This window comes from Streptomyces sp. V4I23 (assembly GCF_030817975.1).
Taxonomy (GTDB): domain Bacteria; phylum Actinomycetota; class Actinomycetes; order Streptomycetales; family Streptomycetaceae; genus Streptomyces.
Window position 1 is genome coordinate 4,321,334 of the sequence record NZ_JAUSZW010000004.1, and the last position, 17,355, is coordinate 4,338,688.

Here is a 17,355-nt window from a genome sequence, read left to right on the forward strand (position 1 = left end):
GGTCGTGCTGGCTAGGCTGACCCGCATGAACTCCCTTCAGGCGAACGGCATTTCGATCGGCTACGACGACCGTGGCCCGGCGGACGGCCTGCCCGTCGTGCTTGTCCACGGGCACCCGTTCAACCGCAGCATGTGGGACCTCCAGGCCGACGCGCTCACCCGCGCGGGCCACCGCGTCATCACCGCGGATCTGCGCGGCTACGGCACGAGCGAGGTCGTCCCCGGCACGGTGCCGCTCTCCGCCTTCGCACAGGACACCGCCGCCGTGATGGACCGGCTCGGCGTCCGACGGGCCGTGATCGGCGGCCTGTCGATGGGCGGGCAGATCACGATGGAGTTCCACCGGCTGTTCCCCGAGCGGGTGCGCGCCTTGATCCTCGCCGACACCTCGCCGGCCGCCGAGACGCAGGAGGGCAAGGCGTTCCGCAACGCGATGGCCGACCGGCTGCTGGCCGAGGGGCTCGACGGATACGCCGACGAGGTGATCGACAAGATGGTCGCCCCGTACAACGTCACCGGTGTACCCGAAGTCGCCCGGCACGTCCTCGCCATGATGCGCGCGACCTCCCCGCAGGGAGCCGCGGCCGCCCTGCGGGGCCGGGCCGAACGCCCCGACTACCGCGCCTCGCTGGCCGCGGCCCAGGTGCCCGCGCTGGTCGTGGTCGGCGCGGACGACACGTACACGCCGGTCGCCGAGGCGCGTGCCCTGCACGCCCTGCTGCCCGACGCGACGCTGGCGATCCTGGAAGGCGCCGCCCACATGCCCAACCTGGAGCGTCCGGCGGATTTCAACGCGGCGGTGCTGGAGTTCCTGGGGCGCGTCGCACGGTAGGGCTGTGCCGATGGCCCGGACGGCTGTCAGGCCGGGCCGGCGACCTGGCGGGTCGTGGCGCCCGGGGGGCGCGTCGGCCCTGAAGGGAATGTCAGCACTCGGCGGCCAGGCGCAGCGCGATCCACGGCACGGTGTCGCCGGGCAGCAGGTACCGCTCGACCTCGACGAATCCGTGCCGGAGCGCGAACCTCAGACCGTCGGGGTTGGATTCCAGGACGACCGTCTCGATTCCCTCGCCGCCGAGCTCGCGCGCCCGCGCCAGACCGCGTGCGTAGAGCTCCGTGCCGAAGCCCTGCCCGCGGTGGGCGGCGAGCACTCGCGCGATCACGGTGACCACCGGCTCCTCGCTCGTGGGCGGGCGCACCGTCGAGCAGCCCACGAGCTCGTCGCCGAGGTACGCCACCTCCAGGTGGTAGCGCCCGGAACGCTCGCGGGCCTCGTCGAGCGACAGGGTGGCGGTCGGGATGATCACGTTGTGGACGTACTGCCAGTCCCTGAGCACGGCGTCGTCGCCGTGGGCCTTTTCGATGCGGAGATCGGTCATCGCAGCAGACAACCGGGTGCATGACGGAGCGTCAACCGGGTACATGCCCCGGGGCCGGCGCCGCACCCCTTGCCAGGCCCTGACCCGCGTGGAGCACTCCCTCACCCCACTGGACGCGACCTCGTGGAGCACCTCGTTCCGCTCACCGGGCGGATCGCCGGCGGTGCCGACGCGGTCGTGGACGGCTCCGCCGTTCCTGCGTCAGAGTTCGGCCCCGACCCGGCACCAGGGTGGCATGGAACACTCTTGCAAGCAGATGCTTGCAATTGTTAGCACTCATCGGGCACCATCGAACCATGGCATCGCTCAACGTCGGCAACCTCGGTGACTACCTCCGCGAGCAGCGGCGCAGCGCGCAGCTCTCGCTGCGGCAGCTCGCCGACGCCGCCGGGGTGTCCAATCCGTATCTGAGTCAGATCGAGCGCGGACTGCGCAAGCCGAGCGCGGAAGTGCTCCAGCAGGTCGCCAAGGCCCTGCGGATCTCCGCCGAGACCCTCTACGTCCGGGCGGGGATCCTCGACGAGCAGGAGCGGGACGAGCTGGAGACGCGTGCCGTCATACTGGCCGACCCCTCGATCAACGAGCGGCAGAAGCAGGTGCTGCTGCAGATCTACGAGTCCTTCCGCAAGGAGAACGGGCTCGACAGCGCGAGCGGACCCGCGAGCGCCCCCGAGGACACCACCGCTGACGGCCCCCGCACGGCCGGCGCGGGCGATGCCGATCCGAAGAACGACTGAGACGTACCGATCTGCCTTCCGGGAGGACGACAGTCATGGCCATCACCGATGACCTGCGCAAGACCTTCAGCGACCCGACTCCCCTCTACTTCGCCGCCGGCACCGCCGACCTCGCCGTGCAGCAGGCGAAGAAGGTGCCCGCGCTGCTCGAGCAGCTCGCGGCCGAGGCGCCGAGCCGCTTCGAGGCCGTGCGCAACACCGACCCCAAGGCCGTGCAGGAGAAGGTGACCGCTCAGGCCAAGGAGGCGCAGGCCACCGTGCAGGCCAAGGTCACCGAGGTGCTCGGCAACATCGACACCGACCTGAAGAAGCTCGGCGAGAGCGCCCAGGACCTCGCGCTGCGCAGTGTCGGCGTCGCCGCCGAGTACGCCGTCAAGGCGCGTGAGGCGTACGAGAAGGTCGCCGAGCACGGCGAGCAGACCGTGAGGGCCTGGCGCGGCGAGGCCGCCGAGGAGCTCACCGAGATCGCCGTGGCCGTCGAGCCGGAGTCCGCGAAGCCCGCCGGGTCGGCGCAGGACGCGAAGCCCGCGGAGGCCAAGGCCGAGACCAGGAAGCCGGCCCCGGCGCGTAAGCCGGCCCCCCGCAAGCCCGTGGCGAAGAAGGCGACGCCTTCGGCCGAGTGACGCCAGGAGCGCGGGCGCCGCGGTGACGCGGCGCCCCGCCCCGGCAGGCTCATCGCCTCGGAGGCGTTCCCGGAGGTACCTTGGCGCGAGGCGCCACAAACCACTGACTAGGCGGTGTTCGGGATGCTGGCTGACAACTTCGACTTCGGGCTCTGGATGATCACCAGGCTCGTCTTCCTCGTGACGTCCGTGACCGCGCTGGTCATGGCCGCTGTGGCCCGTGAGGACGCCTACCGGGCGGCGGACAAGAAGACGAAGTCCTTCTGGCTGATCATCCTCGGTGTCGCCGTCGCCGTGAACCTCTTCATCCCGATGCTGTTCCTGTCGATCGCCGGGCTGATCGCGGCGATCGTCTTCTTCGTGGACGTGCGCCCGGCGCTGGCGCAGGTGTCCGGCGGCGGCCGCCGCCGGGGCGGATCCAGCAGCGACGGTCCGTACGGCCCGTACAACGGCGGCCGCTAGCGGGCCCGCCCCGCTGGGCGCGCAGCGCGCCCGGGCCGGCGTTTCTCCTTGCTCGGACGGCCCTGGTCCGCGGTGGACCGGGGCCGTCCGTGCTGTACACGGCAGGACGCTCGTCCGACTTCGTGGACCGGTGCCTCATGCGCACCGTGCGCGTGTGCCGGTGGTCCGCATTGCCTCGACCGGGGCGACAGTCCGCCCGCGGGTCAGTGAACCCCGCGCACCGAAACCGGCCCTCCTGCGCCCCGCGCGGGCGGATCGGCACCCCGCGGCCCCGCGGCAAGCCGCCGGCTCTCGCCTGGGAGCCGGGAACCTGCCCGACGCGGAGCCCGTCAGCAGGCCGCCCACAGAGACCGGGCCGGGGCAGGCCCGTCCCGAGGTCGGCCGCTGGCCGAGGATGGTCTCGCGTGGCCGCGACAACGCTGTCGGCTCCCGCCCGAGGGCTGCGTCGCCCGTCCGCTCACGCCCACTCACCGAGGAGCGCGCGCCCGGCGTGTCAGGCCCGGGAGCCGCGGCTCAGGAGCAGGACCGCGACGTCGTCCGTCAGGTCGCCGCCGTTCAGCTCGCGCACCTCGCCGACCGCCGCCTCCAGCAGCGACTCGCCGTGCAGCCCCGCCGCCAGCTGGCGGTTGATCATCGCGACCATGCCGTCCTGGCCGAGGCGCTGTTTGGTGTCCGGGCCCTGGCGGCCCTCGATCAGGCCGTCCGTGTACATCATCAGGCTCCACGAGCCGCCGAGCTCCACCTGGCGGCGCGGCCAGCGGGCGCGCGGCAGCAGGCCCAGCGCCGGGCCGCCGTCGTCGTACGGCAGCAGCTGCGCGGCCCGCCCGTGCCGGGCGATCAGCGGGCTCGGGTGGCCGGCCAGGCAGAGCCCGGCCCGCCGGCCGTCCGGCGCGATGTCCACCGTGCAGAGCGTCGCGAAGATCTCGTCGCTCTCCCGCTCGTGCTCCAGCACCTGCTGGAGCGTGGACAGCAGCTCGTCCCCGCACAGCCCGGCGAAGGTCAGCGCCCGCCAGGCGATGCGCAGCTCCACACCGAGCGCCGCTTCGTCCGGTCCGTGGCCGCAGACGTCGCCGATCATCGCGTGGACGGTGCCGTCGGGCGTGCGGACCGTGTCGTAGAAGTCGCCGCCGAGCAGGGCGCGTGAGCGCCCGGGGCGGTAGCGCGCGGCGAAACGCAGGTCCGAGCCCTCCAGCAGGGGAGTGGGCAGCAGACCGCGCTCCAGACGGGCGTTCTCCTGCGCGCGCATGCGGGACTCGGCGAGCTTCACCTGGGCGGTGTCGGCGCGCTTGCGCTCCACCGCGTAACGCACGGCGCGGCTCAGCAGCCGTCCGTCGAGCTCTTCGCGGACGAGGTGGTCCTGGGCGCCGACCCGTACCGCCTCGGCGGCCAGCCGGCTGTCGCCGGACGCGGTCAGGGCCAGCACCGCGTGGCGCGGCGCAAGGCGCAGGACGTGCTTGAGGGCGCCCAGCTCGTCGCCCGTCGTACGACCCGGCAGGGCGAGGTCGACGAGTACGCAGTGCACGTCGTCGGTGAGCAGTCGCTCGGCCTCGGTGAGATTCCGGGCCGTCCGGATACGCACGCGGGTACCGGCCGCGTCGAGCAGCTCCGGGACGCTGATGGTGCCCGCCGGGTCGTCCTCGATGATCAGGAGCGTGAGGTCGCCGCCGCTGGTCGTCCCGCCGGGGGCGGTCTCCGCGACGGGGACGTTCCTCTGTCGCGGTACGGGTACGGGCATCGGTTCTGTTTCCTTCCCTCCCCCCGAGGGCGGCAGGGCGACGAACGACGTCCCGCCAGACGGGGACCATAGCGGTAGGCGGTGGCCGAACGGAATGCCGATCAACGAAGAGCCACTGGCATATGCCGCGCATAGGGAGGTAGTTACCGGGCGCGCCATGACGAACATCACGCCGCCATCACCCCGGCTGCCCCTTTCGCCCCATGTGCCGGGTGGCGCACGTCACTTGCGCCGCGGAGCCGGTGTCCGGCCGGCGCCGGGGCGCGTGCGGGCATGGGACGCACATCACGCGCCGGCCCCGGAGGGCGACCCGCGTCACCTGTCGGGGCGCACGACTCCGAGGATGCTCATCGACCCGGCGCCGGCGACCGTGACGTTCCTTCCCGGGCGGGGGGCGTGGATGATCGCGCCGTCGCCGACGTACATCCCGACGTGGCTCGCGTCGGCGTGGTAGATGATCAGGTCGCCGGGGCGCATGTCCTGGACGGCGATCCGGGGCAGCAGCCGCCACTGCTCCTGCGAGGTGCGTGGAATGCCGCGCCCGGCGGCCGCCCAGGCCTGCGAGGTCAGCCCCGAGCAGTCGTACGACCCCGGGCCCTCGGCTCCCCACACGTACGGCTTGCCGAGCTGCGCGGTGGCGAACTCGACGGCCTTCCTGCCCTGTTCGCTCGCGCGGCCGTCGATCTCGTCGAGTATGCCCGAGTCGAGCCACTGGCTCTGGGCCCTGTACTGCGCCTGCTGCTCCAGCTGGAGGAGGTGCCGGAGCTCCTCCTTCTCCAGCTTGTCCTCGAGCTTCTTGGCTGCGGCGATCTTGGCCTTGATCTGCTTCTTGGCCTTCTCCTGCTTGAGCCTGCCGGCCTCCAGCCGCTCCCAGTAGGCGCTGGCGTCCTTGCTGTACGCAGCCAAATCGGCCTGGGTCTGCGTCAGTTCGGCGATGAGGTCCTTCGTGGCCTTCTGGCCCTGCTGGATGCGGCCGATGCCGTCCAGGAACAGCTGCGGGTCGTCGACGAGTGCCAGCTGCGCTTCGGGCGGCAGGCCGCCTGCGCGGTACTGCGCGCGGGCGGCGGCGCCTGCGCGGTTCTTCAGGTCCTCGATGCGGGCCTGACCCTTGGCCATCTCCTGGGCCAGCTTCACGATTTCGGCCGACTGCTTCTCGGTCCGCTCCTTGGCCAGGTTGTACGCGTCGGTGGCGGACGCGGCCTGGCGGTAGAGCGCGTCGATCTGCAGGCGCACCGCTTCGAGCGAGGCGCTCGGCGGGGGAGGGGCCATCGGTCCGGGCACGGTGACCGAGGCAGGCGGCTGCGGCTCCGGTGCCGCGAGCGCTTGGCCGGGGACCGCGAGCACGGTCAGCGCGCAGACCAGGCTGATCGCTGCGGCAGTGGCACAGCGGCGTCGGTTCACGACTCCCCCTCCGGGCGGGCGCTGGTCAATCACATGTGATTGACCGTCAGTAACATGGGTGCGACGTCGTGATGGTGTCATGGCGACCGCCAAAACGACAGGCACGACCGGCACTTCGTTCCCCGCAGATTTCCCCACCCCGGCGATGCCTGCCGCTCGTCCCCACCGTCACTACGAGCCGGGTCGTCCCGGTGTTCCCCCGGCCGGATCCGTTCATCCGTCACGGTGTCCCGTACACCGCAAACCAGGAGGTGTTCACCCGTATTGCCGGTTTGCCCCGGTCGGTGGCGGGGAGCAGTGCCTCCGCGGTGCGTCGGCCGGGGCCGGCGCCTCACGTGCCTCAGCCGGGGGCGGGCGCCAGCGCTTCCCACGCGACGGTGACCTCGCCCTGCCGCCACCGCCGCCGGTCGTCCCTCAAGGGCCACTCGCCCGCCAGGTCGCCCACCGCCCGGATCCAGCGCTGGCGCGCCCCCAGCGAGGCGTACGGCGCGGCCGCCGCCCAGGCGCGGTCGAAGTCCCGCAGGAACGCGTGCACCGGCTCGCCCGGCACGTTGCGGTGGATGAGCGCCTTCGGCAGCCGCTCGGCCAGGTCGGAGGGGCGCTCCAGGGAGCCGAGCCGGGTCGCGAACGTGACCGTCCGCGGCCCCTCGGGTCCGAGCGCCACCCAGACGTGCCGCCGCCCGATCTCGTCACATGTGCCCTCGACGAGCAGCCCGCCGGGCGCCAGTCGCCCGCAGAGCCGCGACCAGACCGCCGCGACCTGGTCCTCGTCGTACTGGCGCAGCACATTGGCCGCCCTGATCAGCGCCGGCCGGTCCTGTGTCGGCACCTCGAAGCCGCCGTGCCGGAAGGTGAGCCCGGCGCGTTGATACGGCTTCGCGGCGGCGACGCGGGCCGGGTCGATCTCGACGCCGACGACCTCGCACCGCGGTTCGGCGGTGCGCAGCCGCTGGAGCAGCTCCACGGCGGTCCAGGGGGCCGCCCCGTACCCGAGGTCGACGGCGAGAGGGGCCGCGGCGCTGCGGCGCAGGGCAGGGCCGTGCGTCGCGGCTATCCAGCGGTCCATGCGGCGCAGCCGGTTCGGGTTGGTCGTCCCGCGGGTCGCGGTGCCGACGGGGCGATTCATGTCACCGAGGGTAAGCGTTCGCGCCGCGGGCCCCGGAGACCGGCCGCCCGGCCCGGTACGCATCGCCATCCGGCGCTGGGCCCCCGGCCCGCGGGTCGGCCGCCCGGCCCGGGTGGCGTGCACCCCGGCCCGGTGGCAGTCGGCCGCCCCCGGCCCGGGCGGGCCCCGCCTCGACCGGTGGGCCCGCCGTTCCGGTCCGCGCGGACGGCAATGATTTGGCAAAGTGGGAGCAGCCGGGAAATGGAAGCGTCTGCTCCGCTGTTGTGCAGGCGTGCGGGACCCCAGACCCGCAGTTTGTCGTGCCCGCAGCGAGAGGACCGCCGACGTGAGCCAGTACGTCTCCCGCCTCGGCAGCAGCCGGATGGCGCCCCGTCTCCGGTTCCCCGGCGGCCCCCGCAAGCCGCGCAGGGTCGCGATGCTCAGCGTCCACACCTCGCCGCTGCACCAGCCGGGCACGGGCGACGCGGGCGGCATGAACGTCTACATCGTCGAGCTCGCCAAGCGGCTCGCGGCCATCGACATCGAGGTCGAGATCTTCACGCGGGCCACCACCGGCGGTCTGCAGCCGGTCGTCGAGCTCGCGCCCGGCGTCCTCGTGCGGCACGTCGACGCGGGCCCCTACGAGGGTCTGGCCAAGGAGGACCTGCCGCCCCAGCTGTGCGCGTTCACGCACGGTGTCATGCAGGCGTGGGCGGGCCACCGGCCCGGGCACTACGACCTCGTCCACTCGCACTACTGGCTCTCCGGCCACGTCGGCTGGCTCGCCGCCGAACGCTGGGGCGTTCCCCTCGTCCACGCCATGCACACCATGGCCAAGGTCAAGAACGCCGCACTCGCCGAGGGCGACACCCCCGAACCCGCCTCACGCGTCATCGGCGAGACCCAGATAGTGGGCGCCGCAGACCGGCTGATAGCCAACACGGCGGAGGAGGCCGACGAGCTCGCCCGCTTCTACGACGCCGACCCGGCGAAGGTCGCCGTCGTCCACCCGGGGGTCAACCTCGACGTCTTCCGGCCGGACGACGGGCGGGCCGCGGCACGGGCGAGGCTCGGGCTGCCGCAGGACGCGTTCATCCCGCTGTTCGCGGGCCGCATCCAGCCGCTCAAGGCCCCCGACGTCCTGCTGCGCGCCGTCGCGCTGCTGCTGGAGCGCGACCCGTCCCTGCGTCACCGCATCCATGTGCCCGTCGTCGGCGGCCCCAGCGGCAGCGGACTGGCCAAGCCCGAGGGGCTGCAGAAGCTCGCCGCCCGGCTCGGCATCGCGGACGTCGTCCACTTCCGGCCCCCGGTCGGGCAGGTGCGGCTCGCGGACTGGTTCCGGGCCGCGTCCGTCCTGGTCATGCCCTCCTACAGCGAGTCCTTCGGGCTGGTGGCGATCGAGGCCCAGGCGGCCGGCACCCCGGTCGTGGCCGCCGCGGTCGGCGGGCTGCCGGTGGCGGTGCGCGACGAGGAGACGGGCTTCCTGGTCCCCGGTCACGACCCCGCCCACTACGCGGACGTCCTGGCGAGCTTCGTGCGCGACCCGTCGCTGACCGACCGCATGGGCGCGGCCGCCGCCCGGCACGCGCAGTCCTTCGGCTGGGGCAGGGCGGCGTCGGCGACGGCGGACGTGTACACGGCGGCGATGTACGAGCACCGCCACCGCACGCGGGCCCATCACCACTGACGTACGCTCCCTGCATGGCTGACGCAGAGCGCGCGATGCAGGTCATCGAGCAGACCCTGAAGGACGCGGAACTCGAGTGGGAGAGCCCGGACGCGGGCTCGTACGTCGTCAAACTCCCCGGCACCCGCAAGCTGTCGACGACCTGCTCCCTCCTGGTCGGCAGGCACTCGCTCTCCGTCAACGCCTTCGTCATCCGCCACCCCGACGAGAACGACGCGGCCGTCCACCGCTGGCTGCTGGAGCGCAACCTCAAGCTGTACGGGGTCAGTTACGCCGTCGACCGGCTCGGCGACATCTATCTCGTCGGCAAACTGCCGCTGGCCGTGGTCACTCCCGAGGAGCTGGACCGGTTGCTCGGGTCGATCCTGGAGGCGGCGGACGGCTCCTTCAACACGCTCCTCGAACTGGGCTTCGCGAGCGCTATCCGCCGTGAGTACGCGTGGCGCGTGTCGCGCGGCGAATCGACGCGCAACCTGGACGCGTTCACGAATCTGACCCAGCGGCCCGCCGACTGATCCCGCCGACACCTCCCCGCTCCTTCTGGCTCCCCCTTCATTCCTGGTGCACGGCCCTTCCCGTGCACCGGGACGCCGTGGCATGCTCACCGCCGACCCGGACATGAACGACGTTCACATACGCGGAAGGTGGGCTCATGGGGACCGACCGGCACTCCCTCAGCAGACGCACCCTGCTGGGCGGCGCGACAGCCGTGGCCGCGGCCTGGGCCGCCGGCGGCGTCACCGCGCCCTCGGCGGCGGCCGCCGCCGAGGGCGCGTCCCCCCTCTGGCGCGAGTACCGGCGCACGCCGTACACCCACCCGCAGATCCCGTACGTAGGACGGGCAGGACAGCGCGCCGGCGCCGAGCACCTCCCGCGGCTCCCGGTGAAGGCCGACGTCCTCGTGTACGGCGCCAGGAACGACGGCTCCGCGGACGCCGCTCCCGCCCTCAACCGCGCCATCGCCGAGGTGGGCGAACGCGGCGGCGGCACGGTCGTCGTCCCGCCCGGCACCTACCGCGTCGACGACGTCATCCGCATCGGCCACAGCAACGTCGTCCTGCGCGGCGCCGGCAGCGGCCGCACCAAGCTCCTCGCCGCCAGGAACCTCACCGAACTCGTCGGCCCCTACGGCTCCCGCTACGGCGGCGACAAGTCCTCCTGGTCGTGGGCCGGCGGCCTCATCTGGCTGTGCCCCAAGGACCGTTGGGACTCCCTCACCGAGGCCATCAGGACAAGGGCGTGGCCCTTCGAGGGATGGACCGGCAACCGGCGCGACGAATGGACCACGCTCACCACCGTCGCCCCCGCCCGCCGCGGCGACCGGTCCGTCACCGTCCACGACGCCTCGAAGCTGCGCCGCGGACAGCTCGTTCTGCTGCGTCTGGCCGACGACGCCGACCACACGCTGCTGGAGCACATGGCGGGCGACGTCGAGGGTGCGGCGTCCTATGTCTGGGACGACAAGACCAAGTTGACGTCGTACGTCCCCTACGAGTGGCCCGTGCGCATCATGGCCGTCGCAGGCGACCGGGTGACCCTCGAACGCCCGCTGCCGCTGGACCTGCGCCCCGCGTGGGACCCCCGCCTGACCACCCTCGTCACCCCGCTCACCGGCTCCGGCGTCGAGGGACTGACGCTGGAGGCCGTCCTGACCCCGCAGGCCCCGCACCTTCTCGACAAGGGCTACAACGGCGTCACTTTCCAGTGCGCGTACGACTGCTGGGCCGACGACATCACCGTCCGCCACGCCGACAACGGCTTCGGTCTCGTCGCCGCCTCCGCCTGCACCCTGCGGCGCACCCGGGTCGAGGGCCGCGGCAGCCACCATCCCTACTTCTGCCGCGAGGGCTCGCACGACAACCTGATCGAGGACTTCACCGTCGCGCAGCGCACGGTCCCCGCGCCCGCCGGGACCCAGCTGCACGGCATCAACGTGGAGGGTCTGTCGAGCCACAACGTCTGGTCGCGGGGCGTGATGGAGATGGGCACCTTCGACACCCACCGCGGGATGCCGTTCGCCAATGTCCGCACCGAGATCACGGTGAACAACACCGGCAGGCACGGCGGCGACGCCGGCGCGGGACCGCTGTACGGGGCGCGCTTCACGCACTGGAACGTGACCGTGACCAACGAGCGCGCCGGACTGGTCAGGATCGACGGGGTCGCCCCGTGCAGCGCGACCGTCGCGATCAGCACGGTGCGCGAGTTCGACCAGATCGACGTGCCGGACTTCGCGGGGGACCTCCGCACCCGGCTCGAGGCGTACGGCTCTCCGGGCGGCGTGCGCCCCGCGAACCTCTACGAGGCCCAGCGCGAACTGCGCCGGTGACGACCCGCCTCTCCGGCCGGTGCACCGCCCGCGTGCGGGACGCGCCGACCGGAGAGACAGCGCCCACCTGCTCACCCTGGCCGCCTTCTTCGCCCTCGGCGGGCGGTTGTCCGACAGCGTTGGCCCTCGCCTTCCTGTGTTCGCTGCGGCATCCGGGCACGCGGGTGACGGGCGGGACGGCGCAGGAGGGAGCGCCGCCCGATTGAGGCCCGGGCGAGACCTCAGGCCTCGACGGGCTCCGCCTTCTCGGAGGCCGTCTCCGCAGCCTCGGGCCGAGTGTTCTCGGCCAGCGCCCGGCGCAGCAGGAGCGTGTACCCGGCAGCCGCGACGCAGCCCACGGCCGCACAGCCGATCCACAGGACGTCCGGACCGGGCCCGTCGACCACCCAGCCGGCGAGGATCGGCGCGACGAATCCGGCGACCGCCCAGGACATGCCCATCACACCCTGGTAGCGGCCGCGGGCGTGCTCGGGGGCCAGGCGGGCCGTGGCGGCCGCGTTGGTCGGCACGTGCACCATTTCGCCGATCGTCCACACCACCACGGTGGCCGCGAACAGCAGAGGCGTGCCGGCCAGTGCCGTGACTCCCGTACCGGCGGCGAAGAGCAGCGAGGAGACGGTGAGCAGCGCGGCCGGCGAACGCTTCTCGGTGATCCTGTTGACCAGCAGCTGGAACGCGACGATCACCACCCCGTTGACCGCGATGACCATGCCGTACGCGTCGGCCGACAGGCCCTCGCCCGCCATGGTCAGCGGCAGACCCACCCAGGGGGCGGTGAAGATCAGGCAGACGAGCAGGTTGAGCAGGACCAGCGTCCTGAAGGGCGCGTCCCTCAGCACGTCGAGCACGGTCAGCCGCTCGTCCTCCGGGGCGCCCTCGACGGCGTCGGACCGCTTCTCGGGGCGCGTCTCCGGCAGCCGCAGGAAGACGATCAGCGCGCACAGGGCGGTGGCGAGGGCGTCGACCACGAACAGGGTCCGGTAGCCGAGGAAGATCGCGGCGCCGCCGCCGAGGGCGGCGATGGCGAAGCCGAGGTTGAGCGCCCAGTAGTTCAGCGCGTAGGCCCGGCGCAGCCCGGAGTCGGGCACGAGGTCGGCGATGGTGGCGCTGATCGCGGGCCGTACGGCCTGCATCGCCACGCCCATCAGCAGCACCACGACCGCGATGCCCCACGCGCTGGTCACCACGGCGAGCGCGGCGGCGCACGCGCCGCCGGCCAGATGCATCGAGATCATCGTGGGGCGCCGGCCCCACCGGTCGGTCAGCATGCCGCCCAGCGGCGACCCGGCGACGCCGCCGAGTCCGTGCAGCGCGACGACGAGGCCCGCGTACCAGGCGGAGTAGCCCAGTTCCTGGGTCAGATAGAGCGAAAGGAAGGTGAGGACGAAGGCGCCGGTACGGTTCACCAGTGTCGAGGTCCACAGCCACCAGAAGCCCCCGGGCAGCCCCGAGACGGTCCCGCGCAACGCGCGTCTGAACGAGGCGACGGACATGACGGAGACCCCCGGGTGTAAGCGGCTCAAGCGGCATCCGTAACTTACTGAGCCGCGTCTCGTCGCCGCCACTCATTTGACGGCGACCGTCAATCGAGTCCGCTCCTCGGTCACCCGCGCGGGGGGCGCGGGCCGTCGATTAGGCTCGGGCCCATGGCCGACGCACCGTACAAGCTGATCCTCCTCCGCCACGGCGAGAGCGAATGGAACGCGAAGAACCTGTTCACCGGCTGGGTGGACGTCAACCTCACGGAGAAGGGCGAGAAGGAGGCAGTCCGCGGCGGTGAGCTGCTCAAGGACGCCGGCCTGCTCCCTGATGTTCTCCACACCTCGCTCCAGAAGCGGGCCATCCGCACCGCGCAGCTCGCGCTGGAGGCCGCGGACCGCCACTGGATCCCGGTCCACCGCTCCTGGCGCCTGAACGAGCGCCACTACGGCGCGCTGCAGGGCAAGGACAAGGCCCAGACGCTGGCCGAGTTCGGCGAGGAGCAGTTCATGCTCTGGCGCCGCTCGTACGACACCCCGCCGCCGGTCCTCGCCGACGACAACGAGTTCTCGCAGGCCAACGACGCCCGCTACGCGACGATCCCGAGCGAGCTGCGCCCGCGCACCGAGTGCCTCAAGGACGTCGTCGAGCGCATGCTGCCGTACTGGTACGACGGCATCGTCCCCGACCTGCTGGCCGGCCGCACGGTCCTGATCGCCGCCCACGGCAACAGCCTGCGCGCGCTGGTCAAGCACCTCGACGGCATCTCCGACGCCGACATCGCGGGCCTGAACATCCCGACGGGCATCCCGCTGGTCTACGAGCTCGACGCCGACTTCAACCCGATCACCCGGGGCGGCACCTACCTCGACCCGGACGCGGCGGCGGCGGCGATCGAGGCCGTGAAGAACCAGGGCAAGAAGAAGTAAGCACGCGAATAGGCCTCCTACCTGCTGTTTCTCAGCGGGTAGGGGGGCTTCTCGCTGCCGTGGGCCATGGCTGGGCCGTCACGTGTCGATCGGGCCGCCCGAGTCAGGGCTCAAGCAAGGCAGCTTCCGGCTGCTGCCTCACCTCTGCCTGCGCTCCCGCATCGCACAAGCGACCGGACCGAGTCCGTCCCATCAGGCATACGACTCCCGCAAGAACCGTGCCTACTTGCGCAGACGCGGGATCAAGGCGACGATCCCCGTCCCTGCGGACCGGGCCGCAACCGGCAGAACCTCGGCTCCCTCGGCGGTCGGCCGCCGAGGTCCGACAAGACCGACTACAAGCAGCGGCACGCGGTCGAGTGTGGGATCAACCGGCTCAAGCGCCACCGAGCGGTCGCCACCTGGTTACGACAAACTTGCCGTCTGCTACGAAGCGACCGTGCTGGTCGCGGTCCTCAACGAGTGGCTGTAACGCACTTCGTCGGTCTGATGCCCACAGACCTACTGCCCGATTTCGCTGACCAGCGTATGGGCCCCGATCTCTCGCCCCATGGCAGCTCCCGCCCGAAGCCGCTCCACCGACCTCACGTGATTTCCGCCCAGGGGCCGGTGGTCTCGTCTTTGGGCACCCAGAGCAGTGGTTGGCTCATGCGGCAGTGCTCGTTCACTCCTTCGTCCCAGGGGAACCGACCAGTCTTGTCCGGCCAGAACAGCTGAGTGATCGGCAGTGGCGGGGTCTGGTAGAAGTCGATGCCTGCGCCGAAGAAGTCGTGGTACCAGCTGGGATGGACGGGCCGGACGGCCACGTCGTAGCCATTGAGGACATCCCCCCGGCGCTGGTCGGGCTCGAGTGGGCTGCCGTCCCGGATCGCTGCCCCAGCGGCGTTCGCCACGTTCATCGCGGTCTGCGAGGGCAGGCCGAACACGCTGACCTCGGGACTGCGCAGTGTGTGCCAGAGACCGATTGAGTAGCCCCAGTCGCCAGGGGCCTCACCGCCGGCCACACCCATGACGTGCCATCCGTAGTCCACGACGTTCTTCGCGATGTGGCGATCGCGTTCCTCCGACACGGGGCCGCCCCATTCGGTCGGGGCGCAGAGCAGGCAGAAGCAGGGGTACTCGTCCATCCGAGGAGATTAAGCGTTGCGGCACACAGGGCCGTCGCCTGCCCGTCCGGGGCGGCCTCGCTCACCCGAGCTCCTGTCCGGCCACGGACCCGACGAGTGCCGATCGTCCGCAGCGGCCCCGCACGTCCAGTGCCCCAATCACTCGCAGCCTCGATCGAGCAGATGAAGCCGAGGGCCCCACCGAGAGCTAGTCACGTGCTCCCTGCGTGCCCGATCTGAGGGGAACGAGGGGGCCACGGGGAGTAAGGGCCAGTCAACCGCTCCCCCGCAGGTCAGCAACGCTGCAGCTCAGCCGCCACCGCATACGGCGTCTTCCGAACTGGAGCTCCCAGCAGTGCTCTTACCGCTGGTGAACTGAATGAGTCATCGACACTCCGCGCCAATCCGCGGGCGATGGCGGGATGGCGCTCGGGCAGGGGCGGACAGGTCAGCTCACTGGCGAAGCCGGTTGACTCTCCAGCATCGTGTCCACTGTCAGGGCCCCCGCCGTCGTGCCGGTCAGCCACTCCGCGAGGGTGATCCCCTGGGGCCAGTGCTCTCCCTCGTGGTTGCACCACATGAAGCCCGCAGGGTCGCGGAAGTCGACCAGCGACCAGATGGTGCAGCCCCAGTCGTAGACCGGCACGAGGCCGGCGGGGATGCGACCGGACGGATCCGGGCCGTCCTGATACAGCTCCGCGATTTCCCCAAAATTGCCCTGTGCGCGGCCGCCGCTTACGCCCAGGATGCCTTCGTCCGGGCCGAATCCGCCGTTGGCGACTTCGAGGTACAGACGCCGCAGCAGCGGGGGCAGTGGGAATCCGATGGCTTCTTCTGCCTCGGCGACAGCTTCCGGTGGTGCGGGCGGGGGCAAGGCCCGCGTTCGGGCTGCGGCGCGCAACGCTTCGACAACCTCATCATCGTGCACCCGCTCAGCCTCTCAATTCGCAGCAGTGAGGGCCATCCCGGGGCTGGACTCGCACGATCGCTGGGCCGCCTGTGGGCCGTCCGAGGCCGATCGGCAGCGGCCAACGACGACCTCTCAGGAACTCACGCCCACAGCTCTGATCAGCAAGAAGCCAGCTCCCCGAGATCCCCGGCAAGATCCAGGCAAGGAGAAGTAAGCACGCAGTCCGAGCCCCCGGCCCCGGCGACCTCGTCGCCGGGGCCGGGGGCTCGGTGTCCCTGCCGCCCCGGACGTACACCGCGGCGCCGTACGCGCACGTGCCCCGGAACGCCGAAGTCCCGCCCCCTTCTCCTGGGGCGGGACCTTCTCCGCGTGCCGCCGTCGGCTACCCGCAGCAGCCGCCGCACTGGCAGGGCGCGCCCGACTGGCAGCCGCAGCCGCAGCCCGAGCCGCACCCGCAGGCGCCGAGGACGGGCAGGAAGACGACTTCGACGGAGCTCGCTTCCTGCGGGGAGTCGGTCATGGGGGACTCGGCCATGGATGCCTCCTCATGGGCGCGCGCTGCCGGGCGCACGCATCACCGGCATAGGGAAATGCCGCCTTCGCCCATTGCACGCCCGGCAGGCCCGGCGCATCAACGGCGCACATGCGCAAGCACCCCCAGTGCGCCGCCGGATGCCGCCACGCGCCCTCGACTACGCGCCCTCGACGGCGGTCTGCTGCTGGATCTCGTCCGCGTACTCGCCCGTCACCAGGTACACCACGCGCTTGGCCACCGACACCGCGTGGTCCGCGAAACGCTCGTAGTAGCGGCCGAGCAGCGTCACGTCCACGGCCGTCTCGATGCCGTGCTTCCAGCGGTCGTCCATCAGGTGCTGGAAGAGCGTGCGGTGCAGCAGGTCCATCTCGTCGTCGTCCTGCTCCAGCTGGAGCGCCAGGTCGACGTCCTTGGTGATGATGACCTCCGCCGCCTTCGCCATCAGGCGCTGCGCCAGCTGACCCATCTGCAGAATCGTCGCGTGCAGGTCGTTCGGCACCGCGCGGTCCGGGAAGCGCAGCCGCGCCAGCTTCGCCACGTGCTGCGCGAGGTCGCCCGAGCGCTCCAGGTCGGCGCTCATCCGCAGCGAGGTCACCACGATCCGCAGATCCGTCGCGACCGGCTGCTGCCGGGCCAGGAGGGCGATCGCACGCGCCTCCAGGTCGTGCTGGAGGTCGTCGACCTTCTGGTCGGCGGCGATCACGGTCTCGGCCAGCTTGAGGTCGGCGTCGAGCATGGCCGTCGTGGCGCGCCCGATCGCCGACCCGACCAGCCGGGCCATCTCGACCAGGCCCTCGCCGATCGAGTCCAGTTCCTCGTGGTACGCGTCACGCATTGGGTGTCCCTCTCTTGATGCGACCGGGTTCGGGTGGGGCTCCGAACCCCCACGCTCCCACGTTCGGCCCTTCAGTGGTCCGTACGCTCCCCCGCAAATGAACCAT

The 17,355-nt window shown here is 71.7% G+C and carries 17 protein-coding genes; 8 read left to right on the forward strand and 9 right to left on the reverse strand.

Annotated features, from left to right (window positions below; genetic code table 11):
* Positions 1-25: 25 nt before the first annotated feature.
* The gene (locus QFZ82_RS21940) at positions 26-832 is read left to right on the forward strand and encodes an alpha/beta fold hydrolase (RefSeq protein ID WP_307714771.1); all 807 of its coding nucleotides are present in this window, start codon (positions 26-28) and stop codon (positions 830-832) included.
* Positions 833-923: 91 nt separating this feature from the next.
* Here QFZ82_RS21940 and QFZ82_RS21945 read toward each other — a convergent pair whose 3' ends face one another.
* Complete coding sequence (locus QFZ82_RS21945) at positions 924-1,376, reverse strand: GNAT family N-acetyltransferase (RefSeq protein ID WP_307714772.1); 453 nt, start codon at positions 1,374-1,376, stop codon at positions 924-926.
* 296 nt (positions 1,377-1,672) lie between these two features.
* Between QFZ82_RS21945 and QFZ82_RS21950 the strand changes: the two genes are divergently transcribed.
* The 3 genes from QFZ82_RS21950 to QFZ82_RS21960 all read left to right on the forward strand — a co-directional run bounded on the left by QFZ82_RS21950 (position 1,673) and on the right by QFZ82_RS21960 (position 3,198).
* Positions 1,673-2,113, forward strand: coding sequence for a helix-turn-helix domain-containing protein (locus QFZ82_RS21950; RefSeq protein ID WP_177150246.1), 441 nt, complete (start codon positions 1,673-1,675; stop codon positions 2,111-2,113).
* A 35-nt stretch (positions 2,114-2,148) separates the two neighbouring features.
* Positions 2,149-2,736: a hypothetical protein gene (locus QFZ82_RS21955; protein WP_307714773.1), complete on the forward strand. Its 588-nt coding sequence runs from the start codon at positions 2,149-2,151 to the stop codon at positions 2,734-2,736.
* A 123-nt stretch (positions 2,737-2,859) separates the two neighbouring features.
* Positions 2,860-3,198, forward strand: a complete 339-nt coding sequence (locus QFZ82_RS21960; RefSeq protein WP_177150248.1) for a DUF2516 family protein — start codon at positions 2,860-2,862, stop codon at positions 3,196-3,198.
* 493 nt (positions 3,199-3,691) lie between these two features.
* On the opposite strand, the gene QFZ82_RS21965 is transcribed toward QFZ82_RS21960, so the two are convergent.
* The 3 genes from QFZ82_RS21965 to QFZ82_RS21975 form a co-directional block, all read right to left on the reverse strand.
* Complete coding sequence (locus QFZ82_RS21965) at positions 3,692-4,933, reverse strand: PP2C family protein-serine/threonine phosphatase (protein ID WP_177150249.1); 1,242 nt, start codon at positions 4,931-4,933, stop codon at positions 3,692-3,694.
* 315 nt (positions 4,934-5,248) lie between these two features.
* Positions 5,249-6,334: a C40 family peptidase gene (locus tag QFZ82_RS21970; protein WP_307714774.1), complete on the reverse strand. Its 1,086-nt coding sequence runs from the start codon at positions 6,332-6,334 to the stop codon at positions 5,249-5,251.
* Positions 6,335-6,674: 340 nt separating this feature from the next.
* Positions 6,675-7,460, reverse strand: coding sequence for a trans-aconitate 2-methyltransferase (locus tag QFZ82_RS21975; RefSeq protein WP_307714775.1), 786 nt, complete (start codon positions 7,458-7,460; stop codon positions 6,675-6,677).
* Between the two features lie 325 nt (positions 7,461-7,785).
* Between QFZ82_RS21975 and mshA the strand changes: the two genes are divergently transcribed.
* The 3 genes from mshA to QFZ82_RS21990 all read left to right on the forward strand — a co-directional run bounded on the left by mshA (position 7,786) and on the right by QFZ82_RS21990 (position 11,455).
* A complete protein-coding gene (gene mshA, locus QFZ82_RS21980) occupies positions 7,786-9,126 on the forward strand; it encodes a D-inositol-3-phosphate glycosyltransferase (protein WP_307714776.1) in 1,341 nt (446 codons plus the stop codon).
* A 14-nt stretch (positions 9,127-9,140) separates the two neighbouring features.
* Complete coding sequence (locus QFZ82_RS21985) at positions 9,141-9,641, forward strand: YbjN domain-containing protein (protein ID WP_307714777.1); 501 nt, start codon at positions 9,141-9,143, stop codon at positions 9,639-9,641.
* A gap of 137 nt (positions 9,642-9,778) precedes the next feature.
* Positions 9,779-11,455: a glycosyl hydrolase family 28-related protein gene (locus QFZ82_RS21990; protein ID WP_307714778.1), complete on the forward strand. Its 1,677-nt coding sequence runs from the start codon at positions 9,779-9,781 to the stop codon at positions 11,453-11,455.
* A 221-nt stretch (positions 11,456-11,676) separates the two neighbouring features.
* Here QFZ82_RS21990 and QFZ82_RS21995 read toward each other — a convergent pair whose 3' ends face one another.
* Complete coding sequence (locus tag QFZ82_RS21995; protein ID WP_307714779.1) at positions 11,677-12,948, reverse strand: MFS transporter; 1,272 nt, start codon at positions 12,946-12,948, stop codon at positions 11,677-11,679.
* Positions 12,949-13,101: 153 nt separating this feature from the next.
* Here QFZ82_RS21995 and QFZ82_RS22000 point away from each other — a divergent pair, with 153 nt between their 5' ends.
* Positions 13,102-13,863 (forward strand): phosphoglyceromutase, encoded by a 762-nt coding sequence (locus tag QFZ82_RS22000; protein ID WP_307714780.1) that lies wholly within the window; start codon positions 13,102-13,104, stop codon positions 13,861-13,863.
* A 584-nt stretch (positions 13,864-14,447) separates the two neighbouring features.
* On the opposite strand, the gene QFZ82_RS22005 is transcribed toward QFZ82_RS22000, so the two are convergent.
* The 4 genes from QFZ82_RS22005 to phoU form a co-directional block, all read right to left on the reverse strand.
* Entirely contained in the window at positions 14,448-14,990 is a 543-nt protein-coding gene (locus tag QFZ82_RS22005; protein ID WP_307714781.1) for a DUF4262 domain-containing protein, read from the reverse strand.
* A 427-nt stretch (positions 14,991-15,417) separates the two neighbouring features.
* Positions 15,418-15,897: an SMI1/KNR4 family protein gene (locus QFZ82_RS22010; RefSeq protein WP_307714782.1), complete on the reverse strand. Its 480-nt coding sequence runs from the start codon at positions 15,895-15,897 to the stop codon at positions 15,418-15,420.
* Positions 15,898-16,261: 364 nt separating this feature from the next.
* Complete coding sequence (locus tag QFZ82_RS22015; protein ID WP_307714783.1) at positions 16,262-16,414, reverse strand: hypothetical protein; 153 nt, start codon at positions 16,412-16,414, stop codon at positions 16,262-16,264.
* A 157-nt stretch (positions 16,415-16,571) separates the two neighbouring features.
* On the reverse strand, positions 16,572-17,249 hold the full coding sequence (phoU, locus tag QFZ82_RS22020) for a phosphate signaling complex protein PhoU (protein ID WP_307714784.1): 678 nt from the start codon (positions 17,247-17,249) through the stop codon (positions 16,572-16,574).
* Between the last annotated feature and the right edge of the window lie 106 nt (positions 17,250-17,355).